The 21,146-nt window shown below is 47.0% G+C and carries 17 protein-coding genes; all 17 read right to left on the bottom strand.

Translation table 11 applies throughout. The features are described from left to right. Positions 1-58: 58 nt before the first annotated feature. Positions 59-2,461 carry a leucine--tRNA ligase gene (gene leuS / locus DWZ38_RS10855; protein ID WP_117852629.1) on the bottom strand — a complete coding sequence of 801 codons (2,403 nt, stop codon included), beginning with the start codon at positions 2,459-2,461 and terminating at the stop codon, positions 59-61. 55 nt (positions 2,462-2,516) lie between these two features. Beyond that, positions 2,517-3,701 (bottom strand): S41 family peptidase, encoded by a 1,185-nt coding sequence (locus DWZ38_RS10850; RefSeq protein ID WP_117852626.1) that lies wholly within the window; start codon positions 3,699-3,701, stop codon positions 2,517-2,519. Between the two features lie 187 nt (positions 3,702-3,888). Further along, on the bottom strand, positions 3,889-4,797 hold the full coding sequence (ftsX, locus tag DWZ38_RS10845; RefSeq protein ID WP_021924287.1) for a permease-like cell division protein FtsX: 909 nt from the start codon (positions 4,795-4,797) through the stop codon (positions 3,889-3,891). Then, the gene (gene ftsE / locus DWZ38_RS10840) at positions 4,787-5,470 is read right to left on the bottom strand and encodes a cell division ATP-binding protein FtsE (protein WP_021924288.1); all 684 of its coding nucleotides are present in this window, start codon (positions 5,468-5,470) and stop codon (positions 4,787-4,789) included. The genes ftsX and ftsE overlap by 11 nt, the downstream gene beginning before the upstream one ends. A gap of 619 nt (positions 5,471-6,089) precedes the next feature. After that, positions 6,090-7,178, bottom strand: a complete 1,089-nt coding sequence (locus tag DWZ38_RS10835) for a helix-turn-helix domain-containing protein (RefSeq protein WP_117852624.1) — start codon at positions 7,176-7,178, stop codon at positions 6,090-6,092. Between the two features lie 185 nt (positions 7,179-7,363). After that, positions 7,364-8,233 (bottom strand): YitT family protein, encoded by an 870-nt coding sequence (locus DWZ38_RS10830; RefSeq protein WP_021924816.1) that lies wholly within the window; start codon positions 8,231-8,233, stop codon positions 7,364-7,366. Positions 8,234-8,285: 52 nt separating this feature from the next. Beyond that, positions 8,286-10,259: a nitric oxide reductase activation protein gene (locus tag DWZ38_RS10825; RefSeq protein ID WP_243000235.1), complete on the bottom strand. Its 1,974-nt coding sequence runs from the start codon at positions 10,257-10,259 to the stop codon at positions 8,286-8,288. Beyond that, positions 10,249-11,169, bottom strand: coding sequence for a MoxR family ATPase (locus DWZ38_RS10820; RefSeq protein ID WP_117852621.1), 921 nt, complete (start codon positions 11,167-11,169; stop codon positions 10,249-10,251). The genes DWZ38_RS10825 and DWZ38_RS10820 overlap by 11 nt, the downstream gene beginning before the upstream one ends. Before the next feature lie 81 nt (positions 11,170-11,250). Beyond that, positions 11,251-13,365, bottom strand: coding sequence for a glutamine synthetase III (locus DWZ38_RS10815; protein ID WP_178105316.1), 2,115 nt, complete (start codon positions 13,363-13,365; stop codon positions 11,251-11,253). Between the two features lie 88 nt (positions 13,366-13,453). Then, on the bottom strand, positions 13,454-14,353 hold the full coding sequence (locus DWZ38_RS10810; RefSeq protein ID WP_347519467.1) for a diacylglycerol kinase family protein: 900 nt from the start codon (positions 14,351-14,353) through the stop codon (positions 13,454-13,456). 154 nt (positions 14,354-14,507) lie between these two features. After that, complete coding sequence (trpA, locus tag DWZ38_RS10805) at positions 14,508-15,287, bottom strand: tryptophan synthase subunit alpha (RefSeq protein WP_117852612.1); 780 nt, start codon at positions 15,285-15,287, stop codon at positions 14,508-14,510. Next, positions 15,280-16,464, bottom strand: a complete 1,185-nt coding sequence (gene trpB / locus DWZ38_RS10800; RefSeq protein WP_117852610.1) for a tryptophan synthase subunit beta — start codon at positions 16,462-16,464, stop codon at positions 15,280-15,282. Before trpB ends, trpA begins: the two co-directional genes overlap by 8 nt. Positions 16,465-16,488: 24 nt before the next feature. Then, positions 16,489-17,136: a phosphoribosylanthranilate isomerase gene (locus tag DWZ38_RS10795; protein WP_117852608.1), complete on the bottom strand. Its 648-nt coding sequence runs from the start codon at positions 17,134-17,136 to the stop codon at positions 16,489-16,491. Between the two features lie 23 nt (positions 17,137-17,159). Then, positions 17,160-17,957, bottom strand: a complete 798-nt coding sequence (trpC, locus tag DWZ38_RS10790) for an indole-3-glycerol phosphate synthase TrpC (RefSeq protein WP_117852605.1) — start codon at positions 17,955-17,957, stop codon at positions 17,160-17,162. 59 nt (positions 17,958-18,016) lie between these two features. Then, entirely contained in the window at positions 18,017-19,030 is a 1,014-nt protein-coding gene (trpD, locus tag DWZ38_RS10785) for an anthranilate phosphoribosyltransferase (RefSeq protein WP_117852603.1), read from the bottom strand. Next, positions 19,027-19,602: an aminodeoxychorismate/anthranilate synthase component II gene (locus DWZ38_RS10780; RefSeq protein ID WP_021924806.1), complete on the bottom strand. Its 576-nt coding sequence runs from the start codon at positions 19,600-19,602 to the stop codon at positions 19,027-19,029. The genes trpD and DWZ38_RS10780 overlap by 4 nt, the downstream gene beginning before the upstream one ends. Beyond that, positions 19,599-21,110: an anthranilate synthase component I gene (gene trpE, locus DWZ38_RS10775; RefSeq protein ID WP_117852601.1), complete on the bottom strand. Its 1,512-nt coding sequence runs from the start codon at positions 21,108-21,110 to the stop codon at positions 19,599-19,601. Before trpE ends, DWZ38_RS10780 begins: the two co-directional genes overlap by 4 nt. Positions 21,111-21,146 lie beyond the last annotated feature (36 nt).

Raw genomic sequence — 21,146 nt, 5'->3', positions numbered from 1 at the left:
TCTGATGGGGATTTTTCTGCACTACTTATATAACAGCTTTTATAACTTGGCAGCGTGATTATTTCGCAACAAAGTTTACAATCTTATTCGGTACATAAATCTCTTTTACAAGAGTTTTGCCCTCTAAGAAGGAAGCAACTCTCTCATCCTTCTTAGCCAGCTCAAGAGCTTCCTCTTTGGCGCATCCGTTCGGGATTACGATGGTTCCGCGGACTTTACCGTTAACCTGTACACCAATCTCTACGGAAGCCTCTACAGTCTTGCTCTCCTCGTACTCCGGCCACTGGGAAAGGGAAAGCAATCCTTCTCCGCCGATGGTCTCCCAGATTTCCTCGCAAAGGTGAGGTGCAAATGGGCAAAGAAGCTTGATGAAGATTACAAGGTCATCTCTGCTGATCTTGCCAACTGCATAGATCTCGTTAATCAGAGTCATGAGGCACGCAATTGCAGTATTGAACTTCATAGCCTCGATATCGGAAGATACCTTCTTGATTGCCTTGTGGATCTTAACCTCCATATCCTTGGAAGCAGGCTCATCAGTCATAATATCGGTAAGTCCAGCAACTCTCTCAAGGAAACGCTTGCAGCCTCTTACAGAGCTGTCATTCCACGGAGCAGCAGCGCCGTAATCCCCCATGAACAGTACATAGGTACGAAGTGCGTCTGCACCATACTCGTCTACAATATCCAGCGGATCTACTACGTTGCCCTTGGATTTACTCATCTTATCTCCGTCAGAACCAAGGATCATACCCTGTGCAGAACGCTTCGCATATGGCTCAGGAGTATTGACGATTCCCATGTCATACAGGAAATGATGCCAGAATCTGGAGTAGATCATATGTCTGGTTACGTGCTCCATACCGCCGTTGTACCAGTCAACCGGCATCCAGTATTCCATCTTCTTGCGGTCTGCAAGAGCTTCTGTATTGTGCGGATCCACATAGCGAAGGAAATACCAGGAAGATCCAGCCCACTGAGGCATGGTATCAGTCTCTCTCTTGGCATCGCCGCCGCACTTCGGGCATTTGCAGTTTACAAAGGATTCAATTCTTGCAAGAGGTGACTGTCCATCCTCTCCTGGCTGGAAGTCCTCAATCTTCGGCAGACGAAGCGGAAGCTCCTCATATGGAACCGCTACATCACCGCATTTCGGGCAGTGAACGATCGGGATTGGCTCGCCCCAGTATCTCTGGCGGTTGAATGCCCAGTCCTTCATCTTGTACTGAACACCAGCCTTGCCGATGCCCTTCTTCTCCAGTTCCTCAAGCATACGCTCGATGGAGTCCTTCTTATTGGTATATCCGTTCAGGAAATCAGAGTTGATCATCTCGCCGTCGCCTGTGTAGGCTTCCTTCTCGATGTCGCCGCCCTTGATAACCTGGATAATGTCAATGCCAAATTTCTTTGCAAAATCATAGTCTCTCTGGTCATGTGCCGGTACTGCCATAATAGCTCCGGTACCATATCCCATCATTACATAGTCTGCAATGTAAATCGGGATCTTCTTGCCGTTTACAGGGTTTACGCCCTCAAGACCCTGGATGCATACACCAGTTTTTTCTTTTACAAGCTGGGTTCTCTCGAACTCTGTCTTCTTGGCGCACTCTTCACGATATGCCTTGATCTCATCCATGTTTGTGATGCGGTCAGCATATTTGTCGATCAGAGGATGCTCCGGTGCGATAACCATAAAGGTTACACCGAACAGGGTATCCGGTCTGGTGGTATAAATCTGAAGTGTCTCATCAATTCCGTCAACTGCGAAGTTCACGAAAGCACCTGTAGATTTACCGATCCAGTTCACCTGCTGCTGCTTGATGTTTGCAGGATAATCTACATCCTTCAGGCCCTCAAGAAGCTTGTCTGCATACTGGGTAATGCGCAGATACCATACGTCCTTGGATTTCTGGATAACATCACTGTGGCAGATATCGCATTTGCCTCCCTGGCTGTCCTCGTTGGAAAGAACGACCTTACAGGACGGGCAGTAGTTAACCAGTGTCTTATCACGGAAAACAAGTCCGTTCTCAAACATTTTCAGGAAGATCCACTGTGTCCATTTGTAGAAATCCTCCTGTGTGGTATCGATCACACGGCTCCAGTCAAAGGAGAATCCAACGCTCTTCAGCTGATTGGTGAATTTCTCAATGTTCTGGTCTGTGATCACACGGGGATGTGTGTTTGTCTTGATCGCATAGTTCTCAGTCGGAAGTCCGAAAGCATCGAATCCAATTGGGAACAGTACATTGTATCCCTGCATTCTTCTCTTTCTGGAAAGTACCTCGATACTGGAGTATGCTTTGATATGGCCAACGTGCATTCCGGCACCGCTTGGGTACGGGAACTCTACAAGGCCGTAAAATTTCGGTTTATCACTTCCGTCAACAGCTTTAAAAGCCTGCTGCTCTTCCCATTTTTTCTGCCATTTCGGCTCGATTTTTTTAAAATTGTGTTTCATCTATGGTTCCTCCACATTAAATCTTTTATCATTCTAATCCAACACAGTCCTTTTGTCAACGAGAAACCGCCTGTATTGCCGCCTGAAGCTGATTATCTTCCTCATGGCTAATCTCTGTCTTATTCAAAAGGCTGGCATCCAGCTTCACTTCCACATCCGGCGTGATTCCCACCTTATGGATGTCATTGCCCTTTGGAGTAAAATATTTGGCTGTGGTCAGCTTCACCGCACTTCCGTCTGACAGCTGGCGGATACTCTGGACGATTCCTTTTCCATAGGTGGTTGTTCCCACAATGGTGCCGATTTCGTAATCCTTCACCGCTCCTGCAAAAATCTCGGAAGCACTGGCGCTGTTCTCATTTACCAGCACGGCAAGAGGAATGTCGATTGGCGTATCCCCGTCACACTTCATCTCATTTCTTTCCCCGTATTTGTCCTCTGTATACACGATCAGTCCCTCGGGCAAAATCTGGCGAAGCACATCGCACACAGAAGAAAGCACACCGCCCGGATTGTCGCGAAGATCCACAATCAGCTTCTCCATGCCTTTTGCCTGAAAATCCTGGTAGGCATCCTCAAACTGCTGGGGCGTCACAAGGGTAAACTCCGTAATGCGAAGATATCCGATAGAGTCCTCCAGCATCTCATAAGAAACCGTGGGCAGCTCCACATTGCTGATGGTAACCGTAATCTCTTCCGGCTCATCTGCTTCCTGGTGATAAACCGTCAGCACAGAGGTTCCGTCCTCTTTGTTTCGGATCATTTCGGAAACCTCTGAAGGAGTCATTTCTGTCACATCTGTTCCATCCACTGCTGTAATTACGTCATTTACCTTAATTCCCGCAAGATCAGCCGGACCGCCCTCATAACAGTCCACTACCAGAATTCCGCCTTCCGAATTCTGGGTGATGCTCACGCCGATTCCGGAGTAAGAGCCTTCCGTATCGCGCATTTCCTCCTCATATTCTTCCTCTGTGTAATACCGGGAATAGGGATCTCCAATGCCATACAGAAGACCTGTATAGAGTCCCTCCTTCAGGGAATCCTCATCTACCTCATCCAGATAATTCTGATCAATGATATCCTCCAGGTATTTGATTTTCTGGGGCACTGCCACATCGGACAAAACCATGCTTCCCGCACGCCCTGCTTTCTGCAGACCCACGTAGCCGCCTCCCAGCGCTAAAGATGCACACAGCACACCGGTTATGGCTCCCTTTATAAATTGTTTATCTGCCATTTATCGTTCTCCTCATTTTCGCTATCTAAGTTCTATTCATATACTATCATTTGCCTAAATGTATCCACCCCGAGCACACACTCTTTTTTATACAAAAGGGCTGCCGGATTTCTCCAGCAGCCCCCATATCTTTTCTCATATTCTCTGGCGGAATGCGAATAACCGCCTTTATTGTAAAACAGATTTCTCACACCTTCAAGTGTTTTCTTGTCGTAATAAAACTTCCCACAAGACCGATTCCAAGTCCTAATGCCAGCGCAATGGGAACCAGTGTCTGGTAGATCTGTCCTACCGGAATGAAATCCACAACGCCCATCAGCACGCTGAACTTGGTGTACACATAAGTTACCACACTGTTGTAGCAGAAATACAGGATCACCAGCGGAATGCCTGCACCAATCAGGCCAAGCACCATACCTTCCAGAAGAAACGGCGCACGGACAAATCCATCTGTAGCACCTATGTATTTCATGATTCCAATCTCTTCCTTACGAACTGTAATACCAACAGAAATGGTATTGCTGATCAGAAAAATGGAAATGATCAGCAGGATCACAATGACTGCCACAGATACATAGGAAACAATACGGTTGATCGAGCCAAGGGTTTTGGCCGCCTGCTCAGACTGATTGACCTCACGGACATTGTCCAGGGTCTTAATGTATGCAACCAACTCAGACTGTTTCTCAATATTGTTCATGTATACACGGTAGTTGGAAGAGTTTGCAAGAGGATTGTCATCCTTAAATCCGTCTGCTGCCTCCGCATCGTCTCCGAAGTATTCCTTCTTCATCTTCTCCCATGCTTCATCCGCAGACTCGAACTCAATCTTGGACACCTCAGGGCGCGCCTTGATCAGCTCGCCTACCGCATCCATCTGTTCCTGAGTGGTTCCTTCATTAAAAAGCACCGTGATCGGCACATCTTCCTCAACCTTATGTGCCAGGGTATTTACATTATTTACAATGGAAAAGAAAATTCCAAAAAGAAAAATACATGCTGCCATAGTGATAACAGAAGCAATGGAAAACATGAAATTCCTCTTAATGTTCTTGACACCCTGCTTCAGGGTATACCAGATCGTACTAGGCCTCATAATATTCTCCCTCTTTCTCGTCGCTGATGATCACTCCATTGTGCATGGTCAGGACACGCTTCTTCATGGAATTGACGATCTCTTTGTTGTGGGTTACTACCAGAACGGTGGTACCGCGCTCATTGATCTCCTCAAGCAGCTTCATGATTTCCTCTGAGGTCTTCGGATCCAGGTTGCCGGTAGGCTCATCTGCCAGCAGAATATCCGGGCGGTTTACAATGGCTCTGGCAAGGGCAACTCTCTGCTGCTCGCCTCCGGAGAGCTCATCCGGGTATGCCTTATATTTGCCTGCAAGTCCAACTTCCTGCAAAACCTCAGGAACACGCTTGCGGATCACTCTTGTCGGGCGGTTCACCACACGCTGTGCAAATGCCACATTCTCATAGACATCCCGGTCCTTCAGAAGACGGAAATCCTGGAATACAACCCCCAGCTTACGGCGGTACTTGGCAACACGGCGGTGCTTCATTCCCTCAAGCTTCTCACCGCTTACGATCGTAGTACCGGATGTGGAATCCAGTTCCTTGAGAAGAAGCTTGATCAAAGTGGATTTGCCGGAACCGCTGCTTCCTACTATAAACACGAATTCCCCTTTATCTACATGGAGATTGGCGTGATTCACTGCCGGCAGGCCCTGTCCATAGGACTTGCTCACATCTATCAGATCAATCATGATATCCTCCTTCATTTTTCTTCAAATAAGCATTTTGTTATTTTCTTAATTTTTATGTAACAATATTGTAATATATATCAGGTGAAAATGCAACCTTATTTTTTCACCTGCCTGTAAGCAGTAATTTATTAGTTACTATTCACTGGTAATGTTCCGCGAGGTGTTTTTTGTGAACAAAGTTCACAGAAAACCTGAGAATTAAGTTTTCGCAGCAAACGCTACTTCTTGTGCAATGCACAAGAAGGTTCGTCTTTCTGGGCATCGCGAAGCGTGTTACTAGTGTGCCGACAAGTTGATTCTTGTAACAATCTTGCAGGATAAATTTTTTATTTCAAGGCGGAGGAAGGAGGCGTAGCGGTGGCTACGGCGACCGACGACAACGCAGAAATAAGAAATTTAGACGCAAGATTGTTCTGGAAATCAACTTGTCGGTACACTAGGCACGGAGTGAACAGTAACATTTATTATACCAAAGAATAAGGAGAACGCAAGGGATTTCACAAAGGAAACACATAAAAAATGCCTGCCGCTTTCTTCAAACGACAGGCACATAAAATACTGTTGTAAAAACCAGATGCAGTCATCAAAATGCCCTGGCTGTGCATTTGGAATCCGTCTCTTAGTATTCCAGAGTCTCCATATATTTCATATAGCGTACAACCATCAGCGCAATCTTAAATGTGATGGCATCCTCGAATACGCGAAGATCCAGTCCGGTACTCTTCTGGAGTTTATCCAGACGATATACCAGAGTATTACGATGAATATAAAGCTGTCTGGATGTCTCGGATACATTCAGGCTGTTCTCAAAGAACTTGTCGATTGTGACCAGAGTCTCCTCATCAAAGTCATCCGGGGACTTGCCGCCGAAAATCTCCTTGATAAACATCTTGCACAGCGGGATCGGAAGCTGATAGATCAGACGGCCGATTCCAAGAGAACTGTAAGCGATCACATCCTTCTCCGGTGAGAAGATCTTGCCTACATCAAGAGCCATTCTGGCTTCCTTATAGGAACGGGAAACCTCCTTCAGCTCACTGACAATGGTTCCATATGCAATATGAGTATCATTCTCCCTGTCAAGTCCAAGAGTATCCAGAATGGTCTGGGCCAGCTTGTCCATCTCCTCATAGCCCTCATTCTCCTCAAGCTCCTTGACAATAATAATGCTCTTCTCGTCAACTGCTGTGATAAAGTCCTTGCTCTTGCCTCCGAACAGGCTCTTCACGCTCTCCATAGAACTGTGCTCTCTCTCCTGCTCAAGCTCCAGGATCATAACCACGCGGCGCACATCTGCCTCAATATGAAGCTTCTTCGCACGATTATAAATATCTACCAGAAGCAGATTGTCAAGCAGCAGGTTCTTGATAAAGCTGTCCTTGTCAAAACGCTCTTTATATGCCACGATCAGGCTCTGGATCTGGAAAGCAGCAAGCTTTCCTACCATATAAGTATCTTCATCTTCTCCGTGGGCAACCAGAATGTATTCCAACTGATAGTCATCACAGACCTTGAAATACTGGTAACCTTTCACAAGCTGGCTGGCAGCCTGGGATTCTACAAATGCCTGGACATCTTGCGGCTGAATCTCAAAATCACTGTAGGTGGACGCCAGTGTCTTGCCATCTGTATCAATAATGCAAAACTCCGTCCTGGATATCTCCTTGAGCCCCTCAAGTGTATTCTGCAGTACCTGATTCGATATCATTACCCTTCCATCCCTTCTTGTAAAATATATGTGTGCCGGATAAACCAGCCTAAACGGACATGCCGCATTGCGGCAATATCACCATGAATAAAAGTCATTCCGATATTCATGGAACTATTTTAATACAAATTCACCAAAAAAGAAAGAGGAAATCAGAAAAAATTTACAAATTTTTGATGTATTTTCTATTTTCTTTCTATAAAGCCTTCTCCAAGAACTTCTCTGACATCCGATACGATCACAAAAGCATCCGGATCAATGGAATCCACCAACTCCTTTAATGCAACGATCTCCTTGCGGCCAACTACACAGTAAAGCAGCAGCTTGTCCTGATCAGAATACATTCCTTTTCCATGGATTCCGGTAACGCCGCGATCCAGCTTTTCCATGATCTCACTGGAAATCTCCTGGGGCTTGCTGGTAATGATATACGCCTGCTTGGAAAATTTCAGACCCTCGATCATACTGTCCGATACCTTGGTCACGAGAAATACAGCGATGATAGCGTACAATGCCTTTTGCACGCCAAACACGTACATACCAACAAGGACAATGGCGCCGTCAATAAACTGCATGATCTGCGCGATGGAATAATGTCTTAATTTTCTCTGAAGCAGTGCCGCCATCATATCAGTACCGCCTGTGGTTCCTCTTCCCAGAAATACAAGGCCGATTCCGATTCCCTGGATCACGCCGCCGTATACGGCTGCCAGCAGCAGGTCATTTCCTGCAAGATCAAAAGCAGGCAGCACAGCCAGCCAGAAGGACAGACAGACCTCTCCCACCAGGGCTTTTTTTACAAACTGAAATCCGCCGATTTTCATTCCGATCAAAAACAGGGGAATATTCAGACTCATATTGGTGATCCACAGCGGTATTCCTCCCGGGATCACGCCCTGTGTCCACTCCTTTACCAGAATGGCGATACCGGAAAATCCTCCGGTTACCATTCCGGACATATCGAAAACACTGTTTATGGCAACTGCCATCAGCGCAGTTCCCACAATGATCATCAGATAATCCAGATACGCTGCTCTTTTGTTGTTCTGAAACATAGTCACACTCCTTCTTTTATAGTGATTCCCTCCCGCAGGAGGGTCTATCCGTTTATTCGTCATCCTCCAGCTGTTTGGTCAGATAACGTCCTACGATCTTGGAAAAGCCTGTAATATTGCGGATGTATGCAAAATCCTTTCCAAAAATCTTCTTCTCCGTTGCAAGATCCTTCTCCTCCCCTGCAAAAACACCCAGAACGCTTACGCCCTGGCTTCGCAGCTTCCGGATCTGGGCTGCAGTATCCGTGATGGCATATTTTCCATGGTAAGGATGGGGATTTCTGGCATTTGGACGGTTTACCACCACATCATAAGGGCGTCCGTCACTTAAAATGATCAGGATCTTTTTCTCCTCTTCCCGCATCAGAAGTCCATAGCCAGCTGCCCGGATGGCAAGTCCGTCCCGGTTGTTGGAAGAGGTCACATAATTAAAGATATTTTCATTGGCACTTCTTGGATCGTCATATTCCCGGAAACGATGGAGAATGGTGTAATCCCAGAAGGTGCAGTAGCTCATCACCCTGTGGGGAAGTCCTGCGTTGCTTAAGGATTCGCTGATGATATAGGCCTGCAGCGCCACCTCGCCCTGACGGCTCATCTGGGAACCGCTGGCATCGATCAGCACATCCACCACGAAATCTGAGGAATCTCCTTTTAATTCCCGCTTGAAAACCTTTGCTTCGCCGCTTCTTCCAAGACGCCACAGTCTGGACGGCACAATGGTTCCACGGTCCGAAAGGATCTCCTGGCTTTCACTTTTGATCACCAGAGACTTCTTCAGCATTTCTGTGAGAAGGGCAATATTTCGCTTCACGATCCGGTGTTTGTCATGGTACAGCCAGATATTCTTATTTTTCAGCCTTTTTGCATATTCATACTGGTAATTTCGCCTTACCGGATTTTTCAGGATTCCTTCCGTAAAATACAGGCTGCAGTCACCATGGATATCACGGCACATCAGCTGGTTCATCCGCTTCTCTTCCATCTCATTCAGATAGGTTTTGCCAAAATTCAGTTCTACATAAGTATGGGCTTTTTCCAGTGCTTCCGGCGGCACCACCTTAATCTTGTGCTTTGTCTGCCGTTCTTCCTCCATCTCCTGGGTCACATTGGCATTCTCCATGCCTGCCGCGTTGGAGGTCAGCTGCTCCATGTAGCTTTCCAGAGCATCCTCGTACATTTCCTCGGAAAGATAATCCCGCCAGTCAAATTCTGTCAGATCCTCTACGGTGACAGCAAGAACCTGCTCAAGGGTTGTCTTTTGGGAAAAATCAGGATCCGCCACTTCATTATATACGGTGTCGATCATGCGGATTAAGGACATGGTGTCCTTTACATCAGCCGCACCAGCTATCATATTTATATAATGATAGATTCCTTTGGAACGGTCTGAAGCGCTTAAGGAAGCACTGTCTTCTGCAACTTTTTTTGAAACAGCAGCACCTTGTTTTCCTCTGTCAATCCTTCTTCGCAGCATATTCACCCTCAGGTATCCAAGCTTGTCTGCTGCCGACGGCATCCGCTCATATTCCTGGTCCAGAATATCCTCACAGGCTCTTCTTTGCATTTCCCAGATTCCAGGGCGCTCCTGGCAGATCCGGTCTCCAATGGCTTCCTCAATACAAAGCTGGGAGACAAAGGTAAGAGCTGTCTCATCTGCACCCATAAAAATCTTCTTCACCAGATACATTCCCAGGAAATCCTTATCAAAAAACTTCGCCAGTGCTCCCTGCTTGATCCCGTCGTAAAGGGCAATGTCCTTAGAACGCAGAAAAAGAGAAACATCTGGCTTCATCTGCTGGGTATAGTCCCCGCTGATGGTCCACAGAAGATTTCGGATCCGGTTTTCCAGTTCTAACTGATAATCCTGAATTCTAAGTTCTTCCTTGTCATTCCACTTGGCCTGAGATTCTTCTGCATCCTCAAGATCAACTACTTTTGCCAAAAGCTTCTCAGACTCACCATCTGCCCTTTTTTCTGTGGAAGGCTTCATTTCCAGGGAAACTTTTTTCGCCTTATCTTCCATAAACATCTTCCCATGTCCAGCTTAGAGGAATTCTGGTTCTCACCACATCCTCCACGATTTCCTTTTCAAACACATCGAATGTCTTATTCACAATTCCCATGCGCACAGCCTGCCATGGGGAAAGTCCGGTGCGCACGATCTTCATGGCTGCCAGAAGTCCGCGAAGGTCCAGAGGCTTTGTGGAAATCTCACTGTTCATGGATTTTTGCTGCAGGTCCATAAACACGCCGATAAACTGCTCTACAGCTTCCTTCTTTGCATCCGGGAACATCCTGTGAAAAATAAATCCAAGGGTCTCCTCGTTCTGTGCAGGCATATCGATTACCAGGAAACGGGACACCAGCGCCTCATTCAACTCCTTGGTTCCTGCATATCCGTAGTTCATAGTTCCGATAAACCTTGCCGCAGGGTGCAGGTCGATCTTATCGTATCCCGGCACATCAATGGAACGGCGGTAGTCCAATGTGGCATGAAGCACGGAAACTGCATCATTTTTCGCCATATTGATCTCATCCAGAATTCCAAATCCGCCTTCCTGGGCGCACTGGTATATGCTTCCCTTGCGAAGCTTCACCTGATTGTCCTCAAAGGTATCGGTCCCGATCAGGTCTCCGCTGTTGGTATTGACATGGAAAGATACGTTATACACCGGACGTCCGAAAATATATGCCAAATTCTCTGCCAGCACATTTTTCCCAGTTGCCTTGGGGCCGGCAAGAAGAAGATTCTCCCCTTCCAGTATAGCAGCCATTCCCATTTCCAGGGTTTCCTTTCCATAAAATGGAAGGGACGGTTTCATAAGACGGTGCTTCGCCTCTTCTGAAACACCATACTCTTTCCGGTAGTCTGCTGCTGCCTGAATCAGCCCTTCTGCAACACCCTGTTCCTCTAAAAAATCAAACTCATTCATATATTCTGAAATCTCCTGTTACTTTTGACACTTTATCCCTTTAATAGAAAAGAGGACTGTCTGTACAGTCCTCCTAAAAACTTACGGCTCGAAAACAAGATCTCCGTAAGATGGCATCGGCCACATTTCCTTGTCAACCAGCATCTCCAGCTCGTCAACCGGCTGTCTTAATTTTTCCATTGCAGGTACCAGCTTCTCTCTGCAGAACACTGCTCTTTCACGTCCTTCCGGATGAGCCTCCACCTGATCTACCAGCTTGCTTAACTTATTCATGGCACTGTTCACTTCCTTCAGAAGCTTGCTTGCCTTTTTCAGAAGATCCATCTGTACGCTTACATCAATGGGTCCAACTGCTTTCACCTGATTGATGGATTCTGCAAGGACCGTTGTGTACTTGATCACTGCCGGAATGATCTGTTTGGTAGCCATGTCGATCATGGTCTTGGCTTCAATATTGATTGCTTTCGCATAAATCTCATACTGGATTTCCGCTCTGGATTCCAGCTCTGTTTTTGTAAATACGCCGAATTCTCCGAAAAGCTCCACTGCCTTATCGGTAGTCAGTGCCGGGATGGCATCTACCATAGACGGCAGAATTGGAAGTCCGCGGCGGCGTGCTTCTTTTTCCCACTCTGGTGCGTAGCCGTTGCCGTTAAATACGATTCTCTGATGCTCTGTTGCATATTTCTTGATCAGGTCATGGACAGCCAGATCGAAGTCCTCGGCTTTCTCCAGAATGTCGCAGGCTTCCTTGAATGCTTCCGCTGTAATGGTGTTCAGCACTACATTGCATGCGGAAATGGAATCCTTGGAGCCAACCATACGGAACTCGAATTTGTTTCCGGTAAAAGCAAATGGGGAAGTACGGTTGCGATCTGTGGCATCCTTCATAAAATCCGGAAGGGTCTTAACGCCTGTAGCAAGCTTCTCGCCAGTCTTGCTTCTTGTTGCGGTTCCGGTGCTGATCAGCTGCTCCAGCACGTCCTCAAGCTGTTCTCCAAGGAATACAGAGATAACAGCCGGCGGAGCCTCATGTCCTCCAAGACGCTGGTCGTTTCCAACATCTGCTGCGGACTCACGAAGAAGATCTGCATGCTTGTCAACTGCCTTTAAGATACAGGTAAGCACCAGAAGGAACTGGATATTCTCGTGAGGTGTCTTGCCAGGCTCCAGAAGATTGATTCCATCGTCTGTAGTAAGGGACCAGTTGTTGTGCTTGCCGGATCCGTTCAGTCCTGCAAATGGTTTCTCATGAAGAAGGCAGCGCATTCCATGACGGCTTGCTACTTTCTTCAGAATGCGCATCATGATCTGGTTGTGGTCTGCTGCGATGTTAACCGGAGCGTAGATTGGAGCCAGCTCATGCTGTGCAGGTGCTACTTCATTATGCTGTGTCTTGGCTGTCACGCCTAACTTCCAGCACTCTTCATTTACTTCTTTCATGTATGCAGAAACTCTCTGACGGATAGTTCCGAAATAATGGTCATCCATCTCCTGTCCCTTCGGCGGCATTGCGCCAAAAAGAGTACGTCCGGTGTAAACCAGATCCTTTCTCTGCATATATTTTTCTTTATCTACAAGGAAATATTCCTGCTCTGCGCCAACAGAAGGAGTTACTCTTCTGGAGGTTGTATTTCCGAAAAGTCTGAGAAGGCGTAATGCCTGTGTGTTGATTGCTTCCATAGAACGAAGAAGCGGGGTTTTCTGATCCAGCGCCTCTCCTGTGTAGGAACAGAATGCAGTAGGGATACATAAGGTTCCGCCAGCTGCGTCATGTCTTACAAATGCCGGTGAGGTACAATCCCATGTTGTATAGCCTCTCGCCTCAAAGGTTGCACGAAGCCCGCCGGATGGAAAAGATGAAGCATCTGGCTCACCTTTGATCAGCTCTTTGCCGGAAAAGCTCTGAAGAACCTTTCCATTCTCCATAGGTGCGGTGATAAATGCGTCATGCTTCTCTGCAGTTACGCCTGTAAGGGGCTGGAACCAGTGGCTGTAATGAGTAGCGCCTTTCTCAATGGCCCATTCCTTCATCTCATGGGCAACCACATCTGCGACCTCCATGGAAAGCTCCTTGCCTTCCTCAATGGTCTTCTTCAGTTCCTTGTAAACTTTCTTCGGCAAACGTTCCTGCATGACGGAATCATTGAATACATCACATCCGAATAATTCCTTCACATTAACATAATCTCCCATTGTTCCTCTCCTCTCATTCATCACACATTACTGGTTTTATTTTATCTTGGGCAGCTTGCTGACCTTTCGCGCAGGTATTTTCCCTACTCTACTGTGCACTTCTCAGGCGAAGATTCAAAGCCTGCTTCAGATTCTCAATCTCCACAACCTCAGGGCTTCCGCCGTACTCACCGTCCAGGGTCCACGCAACCGCCTCATCCGCTTCAATGGTAAGCTTCCTTGCCTTGAAGGAATAGATCAGGTCAGAATTGTCTTCCATGCTAAGAAGATTCCGGATAATTTCCTGCATTTCCAAAGGATTCTTCGGCTGTACGATCAGGGTGACCTCAAAAAGGCCGTCATTCATATCCACATCCTTGGTCAGGTTCTTAAAACCGCCTACGGATCTGGAATTGGTGACCATGCCGTAGATGAAATTATCCTCGATCACGCCGCTCTCTGTCACTACTTTCATATGGTAGGATTTGATATCCAGAAGTCTCTTGGCACCCTCCAGAACATAGGCCAGATGGCCAAGAATATTCTTCAGGTCCTGGCTGGTCTCGTAGGACACATCTGTAAAAAGACCAAAGGCAGCCACATATGCAAAGGTCTGATGATTGAATCTTCCAACATCACACTTATAGATCTCCCCGTCCATGATCATAGATGCAGCATCCAGCATATTCTTGGGCATAAAAAGACTGTTGGCAAAATCATTGGTGCTTCCGGCAGGAATGTAGCCGATCGGCACATTGCTTCCCACCTCGGTGATTCCGGTTACCACTTCATCCAGGGTACCGTCACCGCCGCTGCAGACGATCAGATCTACCTGGTCTGCATATTTTTTCACCTGTTCGTAGGCATCTCTGGGGGCCTGAGTGGCACGGATGATCACTTCATAGCCGCATTTGTTGAAGATATCTACAATCTCCATCAGAGATGTTTTGATTTTTCCTTTCCCTGCTTTGGGATTAAAAATAAATACCAGTTTTTTCTCCAACTTCATTCCTCTTTTTCATTACCTTATTTTACACATAAAATTTGATTCACATATGATACTATAAAAAAAAGAGGGCAAATTGTCAACGCTTTTGCCCTCTTTTATACTCTTTTTAGAATATTGATGCACAAAAAAATTTTTATTTGCACTTCTTATTTTTTTAGGCTTCTCTGACTGCATCCTTCATGGATTTCACATATTCCTTTACATAAGGAACACAGTTTTCCCCGTGGGCTGCGCACAGCTTCACAATAGCAGATCCTACAATAGCACCGTCAGACTGGGCTGCCATCTTCTTTGCCTGCTCCGGGGTGGAAATTCCAAAGCCAACCGCACAGGGAATATCCTTGGCTGCTTTTACAAGCTTTACCATACCTCCGATATCCGTTGTGATCTGTGTTCTGGTTCCGGTTACACCAAGGGAAGATACGCAGTATACAAAGCCGTTTGCCTCTTTTGCAATCTGGGTAATACGCTCATGGGAGGTTGGAGCGATCAGGGAGATCAGATCCAGACCATACTGTTTGCATACGGTATCGAACTCTTCTTTTTCCTCAAAAGGTACATCTGGAAGGATCAGTCCATCCATTCTCACTTCTGCTGCTTTCTTTATGAAGTGCTCTGTTCCATAGGAAAAAACAACATTGGCATAGGTCATGAACACCATAGGGATGGCTGTTTTCTGACGGATCTTTGCTACCATGTCAAAAACCTTATCTGTGGTTACGCCGCCGCTTAACGCGCGGACATTGGCTTCCTGGATCACAGGACCTTCTGCTGTGGGATCGGAAAATGGAATTCCAAGCTCGATCAGGTCTGCCCCTGCCTCTTCCATTGCGTATACAAGCTGCTCTGTGATTTCCAGTGACGGATCTCCGCAGGTAATAAACGGAATAAATGCTTTTCCTTTTGCAAACGCTTCTGTGATTTTGTTACTCATGGATATCCTCCCCTCTGTATCTTGCAATTGCCACGCAGTCTTTGTCACCGCGGCCGGAAATGGTGATGACAACGCTCTGGTCTTTTCTCATCTTTGGTACGATTTTTCTTGCATAGGCAACTGCATGGGCGCTTTCGATTGCCGGAATGATACCTTCTGTTCTGGAAAGATATTCAAACGCTTCTACCGCTTCTTCGTCGGTTACCGGCACATACTGGGCGCGTCCGGTATCATAAAGATGGGCATGCTCCGGTCCGATTCCCGGGTAATCCAGGCCTGCGGAAATAGAGTATACTGGAGCGATCTGGCCGTACTCGTCCTGACAGAAATAGGATTTCATTCCGTGGAAAATGCCAAGCTTGCCTGTGGCGATGGTGGCTGCTGTTTCTGCTGTATTGACGCCTCTTCCTGCTGCCTCACAGCCGATGAGCTGTACGTCTTTGTCTTCAATGAAATGATAGAAGGTTCCGATGGCATTGGAGCCGCCGCCTACGCATGCAAGGACTGCATCCGGGAGCTTGCCTTCTTTTTCCAGCATCTGCTCTTTGATTTCTTTGGAGATAACTGCCTGAAAATCACGGACAATAGTTGGGAAAGGATGGGGGCCCATAACAGAACCAAGTACGTAGTGGGTGTCAGCAATTCGGTTGGTCCACTCGCGCATGGTTTCGGATACGGCATCCTTCAGGGTTGCAGTTCCAGAGGTCACAGGATGGACTTTGGCACCAAGGAGACGCATTTTGTATACGTTTAAGGCCTGACGTTCGGTGTCCTCTTTTCCCATGAAAACTTCACATTCCATTCCCATGAGGGCTGCTGCGGTAGCGGTTGCTACGCCGTGCTGGCCGGCTCCGGTTTCTGCGATCACACGGGTCTTTCCCATCTTTTTGGCAAGGAGAACCTGGCCTAAGACGTTGTTGATTTTGTGGGCGCCTGTGTGGTTTAAGTCTTCTCTTTTGAGGTATACTTTGGCTCCGCCTAAGTCTTCGGTCATGTGGGCTGCGTAGTAGAGGCGGGAAGGACGGCCGGCATATTCATTTAAAAGTTCGGTAAGTTCCTGGTTGAATTCTGGGTTGTCTTTGTAGTGATTGTAGGCTTCTTCTAGTTCAATTACGGCGTTCATCAGGGTTTCGGGAATGTACTGACCGCCGTGAATTCCAAATCTTCCTTTTGACATGGTGTTGTTCCTTTCCTTTATACTTTAGTAATCTGCCTCGCGCTCTTTTTTGTAAGCTTCCAGAGTGTTGATCTGTTTCAGCATTTTAGAGAGCTGGCGGATTTTGGCTGGGTCTTTTTTGCCATCGGTTTCAAGGCTGCTGCTGATGTCTACCGCCCAGGGATGCAGCTTTGCAATGGCAGTTCGAAGGTTTTCGGGGGCGAGGCCGCCTGCCAGGAAAAAGGGACGCTTTACAGGGGGAACCAGATCCCAGTCAAAGATTTCTCCGGTTCCGCCGGCTCCCTGATCCAGAAGGATATAGTCGGCAGGACTTCGAAGGGCACGCTTTACGTCCTCTGGAGTTTTGATGGAAAATGCCTTGATCACGGGCTTTCCGGTCATGTTCTGGATCTTTTCAATATAGTCTTCGTCCTCGTTTCCGTGAAGCTGTGCTGCCCACAGAGTTCCATCTCTTAGTAACGAGATGGGCAGTTCCGGCGGCGCATCTACGAACACGCCTATCGGAAGGGTCTCTTCATTCAGTCCCTTAACCAGGACTTTCACCTGTTCTGGTGTAACGCTCCGGCGTCTTCCCGGTACCTCTATTACGAATCCTGCGAAGTCTGGCTTCACCTCATTTACTGCTGCAACATCTGCCTCACATGTCAGTCCGCAGATTTTTAATTTTGCCATATTGTTCTATTCCTTTTCACTTTTTAAACAATGTCTTTATTCAGTTCCTCAAGCGCTGCCTTCTTATCCGGGCTTCGCATAAGGGTTTCGCCGATGAGTACGGCGTCCACTTTATTCTGGTACAAAATACGAATATCCTTAGATGTTTTAATTCCGCTTTCTGAGACAAATACTGTATTCTCCGGTGCCATCTTTCGAAGCCGCACGCTGTTTTCCATATCTACGGTAAAATCATGAAGATTCCGGTTATTGACTCCCACGATCTTCGCCTCAAGATTCAGCGCCCTGTCTACTTCCCACTCATCATGGGCTTCCACCAGGGCATCCAGTCCCAGATCCTGCGCCAGTTCTCCAAAAGCTTTCAGCTGTACATTGTCCAGAATGGCACAGATCAGAAGCACGGCTGAAGCACCAAAAGCCTTGGCCTGGTAGATCATATACTCATCTACCGTAAAGTCCTTGCGAAGCACCGGAATGTTCACATTCCCTGCAATCTCCTGCAGATACCTGTCAGATCCCTGAAAATAAAAGGGTTCTGTAAGGCAGGAAATTGCGGAAGCACCTGCTGCCTCATACTCTTTTGCAATATTCAGATAAGGAAAATCCGGCGCGATCAGCCCTTTGGAGGGGGACGCCTTTTTCACCTCGCAGATATAAGACATTCCCGGCTTTCTTAAAGCATCCAGAAAACTCTGCTTCTCCATTGCATGCTTCGCCAGTTCCGAATCCAGCTGTGACATCAGGACCCTTGTTGGAACCTTAAATTTCTCTTCTTCAATCCGTTCCCTGGTTCGTGCTGCTATTTCCGTTAAAATACTCATGATATCTCCTACTGCTGTTTTATTTTATCATTTTTGTTATAAAATCTTTCTCTATTATGTTATTCCATATTGCTCATTTCAATAAACTCTTCCAGCTTCTTCAAGGCTGCGCCGCTGTCGATCAGCTCTTCTGCCAGCTTCACTCCGGAAGCAAGATCATCTGCCTTTCCTGCAATATAAAGTGCTGCACCAGCATTCAGGCAGACTGCCTGGCGTTTTGCCCCAGTCTCCTGGCCTTCCAGAATTGCTCTTGTGATTGCGGCGTTTTCCTGTGGGGTTCCTCCCTGAAGTTCTTCTTTTTGGCAGCGCTTATATCCGAACTGCTCTGGAGTCAATACATAGGAAGTAAATTTTCCATCCTTAATTTCGCATACAGAAGTAGGTGCGCTCATAGAGATCTCATCTAAGCTGTCCTGTCCAAATACGACCATTCCTCTTGTCACGCCTAAGTTTGCCATAACCTGTGCCAGCGGCTGTACAAGAGCCTCATCATAAACACCCATCAGCTCCATATTGGCGCCAGCCGGGTTGCTGAGAGGTCCAAGAATATTAAATACGGTGCGGATTCCCAGCTCTTTACGGATCGGTGCTACATACTTCATTGCAATGTGGTAATTCTGGGCAAACAGGAAACAAATCCCGATTTTTTCCAGAAGTTCCTGGCTTTTTTCCGACGGAATGGTGATCTTTACACCAAGTGCTTCTAACACATCCGCAGCACCGGATTTGGAGGAAGCGGCACGGTTTCCGTGTTTTGCTACCGATACGCCGCCTGCTGAGATCACCAGGGAAGCAGTTGTGGAAATATTAAAAGAATTGGATCCGTCTCCGCCTGTTCCCACGATTTCCAGCACATCCATGTCATGGAGCAGCTTAATGCAGTGTGCTCTCATGCCTGCTGCGGATGCTGTAATCTCGTCGATGGTCTCACCTTTTAATGCTAATGCAGTCAGATAAGCGGACATCTGAACCGGAGTTGCTTTTCCGCTCATAATCTCATCCATAACCTCTTCTGCTTCCTGATATGTTAAGTCCTGTTTTTTGGATAATTTGATAATGCTTTCTCTGATCATTTTTCTGCTCCTTTCAAGAAATTCTCTATCATCTTTTTTCCGTCCGGGGTCATAACAGATTCCGGATGGAATTGCACGCCGTATACCGGATAATCTTTATGTTCTACTGCCATGATTTCTCCATCCTCTGACTTGGCAGTCACGATCAGTTCCTTTGGAAGGGTTTCTTCCCTTGCCGCAAGGGAGTGATATCTGGCTGCCTGGAACCGTTCTGGCAGTCCATTTAGAAGGACACTGTCACAAGTACGGATCATCTCATCCTGCTTGCCGTGCTTTAATTCCTTTGCGTAAGAGACAACGCCGCCAAATGCTTCGCAGATGCTCTGATGGCCAAGGCACACGCCCAGAATTGGGATTTTGCCTGCAAACTCTTTTATTACAGGAATACAGATTCCTGCATCCTCCGGTCTTCCCGGTCCCGGGGAAAGCACGATGGCTTCCGGTGCCATCTTTTCAATCTCCTCAAGGGAAACCGCATCGTTTCTTACCACCTGCACATCTGGATTTACAGATCCGATCAGCTGATACAGGTTATAGGAAAAGCTGTCGTAATTATCAATTAGTAAAATCATTCCAATCCCTCCTCTGCCTGGCTGATGGCCCTTACCACTGCTCTTGCCTTATTCTGGCACTCTTCAAATTCTTTTTCCGGTATGCTGTCTGCTACGATTCCGGCGCCGGAACGGATACAGATCTCATCCTTCTTTTTGTAAACCAGGCGAATCGCAATGCACACATCCAGGTTTCCTGTGAAATCCACGTATCCAATGGCTCCGCCGTAAATTCCTCGTTTGCTTTGCTCTAATTCCTGTATGATCTGGCAGGCACGGAACTTTGGCGCTCCTGAAAGGGTTCCTGCCGGTAAAACAGCATCCACTGCATCAATAGCATCTTTTCCTTCTTTGATAACGCCTGTTACGGTAGAACCAAGATGCATCACACAGGAATATCGTTCCACGGTCAGGTATTTTTCCACCTTCACGCTGCCAAGCTTACTGATCTTTCCAATGTCATTTCTTCCAAGATCCACCAGCATATTGTGCTCTGCCAGCTCTTTTTCATCCTGAAGGAGGTCTGCCTCAAGGGCCCTATCCTCTTCTGCATTTTTTCCACGGGGTCTTGTTCCAGCAAGAGGGAAGGTGCTTAAGTTTCCATGTTCCAGCTTCACCAGTGTCTCCGGGGAAGCTCCGGCGATCTCAATATCATCGCTGGAAAAATAGAACATATAGGGGGATGGATTGGTTGCACGCAGCACTCTGTAGGTGTCAAATAAGCTTCCTTCTGCTTTCGCTCTCATAGGATTGGAAAGAACTACCTGGAAGATATCCCCCTCATGGATATAATGCTTGGCTTTTTCCACCATGTCACAGTACTTTTCCTTTGGGAACTGGGGCTTTATTTCGGACTTCAGCTGAATAGGCGGGAAAACCTTCTTTTTTCCTTTTTTGATCAGGCGGGTCATCTCTTCTAACTTGTCAGCTGCTTTTTGGTAGGATTCTTCCAGATTATCGGTCATAACGCCTGTGATCAGAAGCACCTTCTGGAGATAATGGTCAAAAGCAATGACATCGTTGAAAAGCATCAGATCCAGGTCCCGGAAGTCCTGCTGTTCTTCGTCCTTTAAGTTCAGCTTTGGCTCGCTGTATTTAATGTAGTCGTAGGAAAAATATCCTACCAGGCCGCCCGTGAATGCCGGCATATTTTCCATGACCGGGCTTTTGTATTTTTCGATGATCTCACGGATGGCATCGCCTGGATGAGTGACCTGCCGGATTTCCTCCACAGAACTGTCTGTTCCGTTTCCCCCGGCTTCCATTGCTTCTTTTGTTCTGCGGATTCTTAAGGTACCGTCTGTACAGGTAATTTCCATGGAAGGATCATATCCCAGAAAGGAATATCTGCCCCATACCTCATTCTGGCTGGCACTTTCCAGCAGATAGCAGTGATGACTGGCTTTGTGAAGGATCCGCATCATCTCCACCGGGGTGTAGCTGTCTGCGTACAACTCTTTGCAGACCGGAATTCTTTTGTAGGTTCCTGCTGCTGCCATTTCACTGATCTCGTCAAATGTTGGATACATCTTTTAACACCTCCGTATATACTAATGTGACAATAG

This window comes from Ruminococcus sp. AF31-8BH, from assembly GCF_003460605.1.
GTDB classification, from domain to species: domain Bacteria; phylum Bacillota; class Clostridia; order Lachnospirales; family Lachnospiraceae; genus Blautia_A; species Blautia_A acetigignens.
The sequence above is the reverse complement of the archived record's forward strand: the minus strand, read 5'-3'. Positions and strand labels throughout refer to the sequence as shown.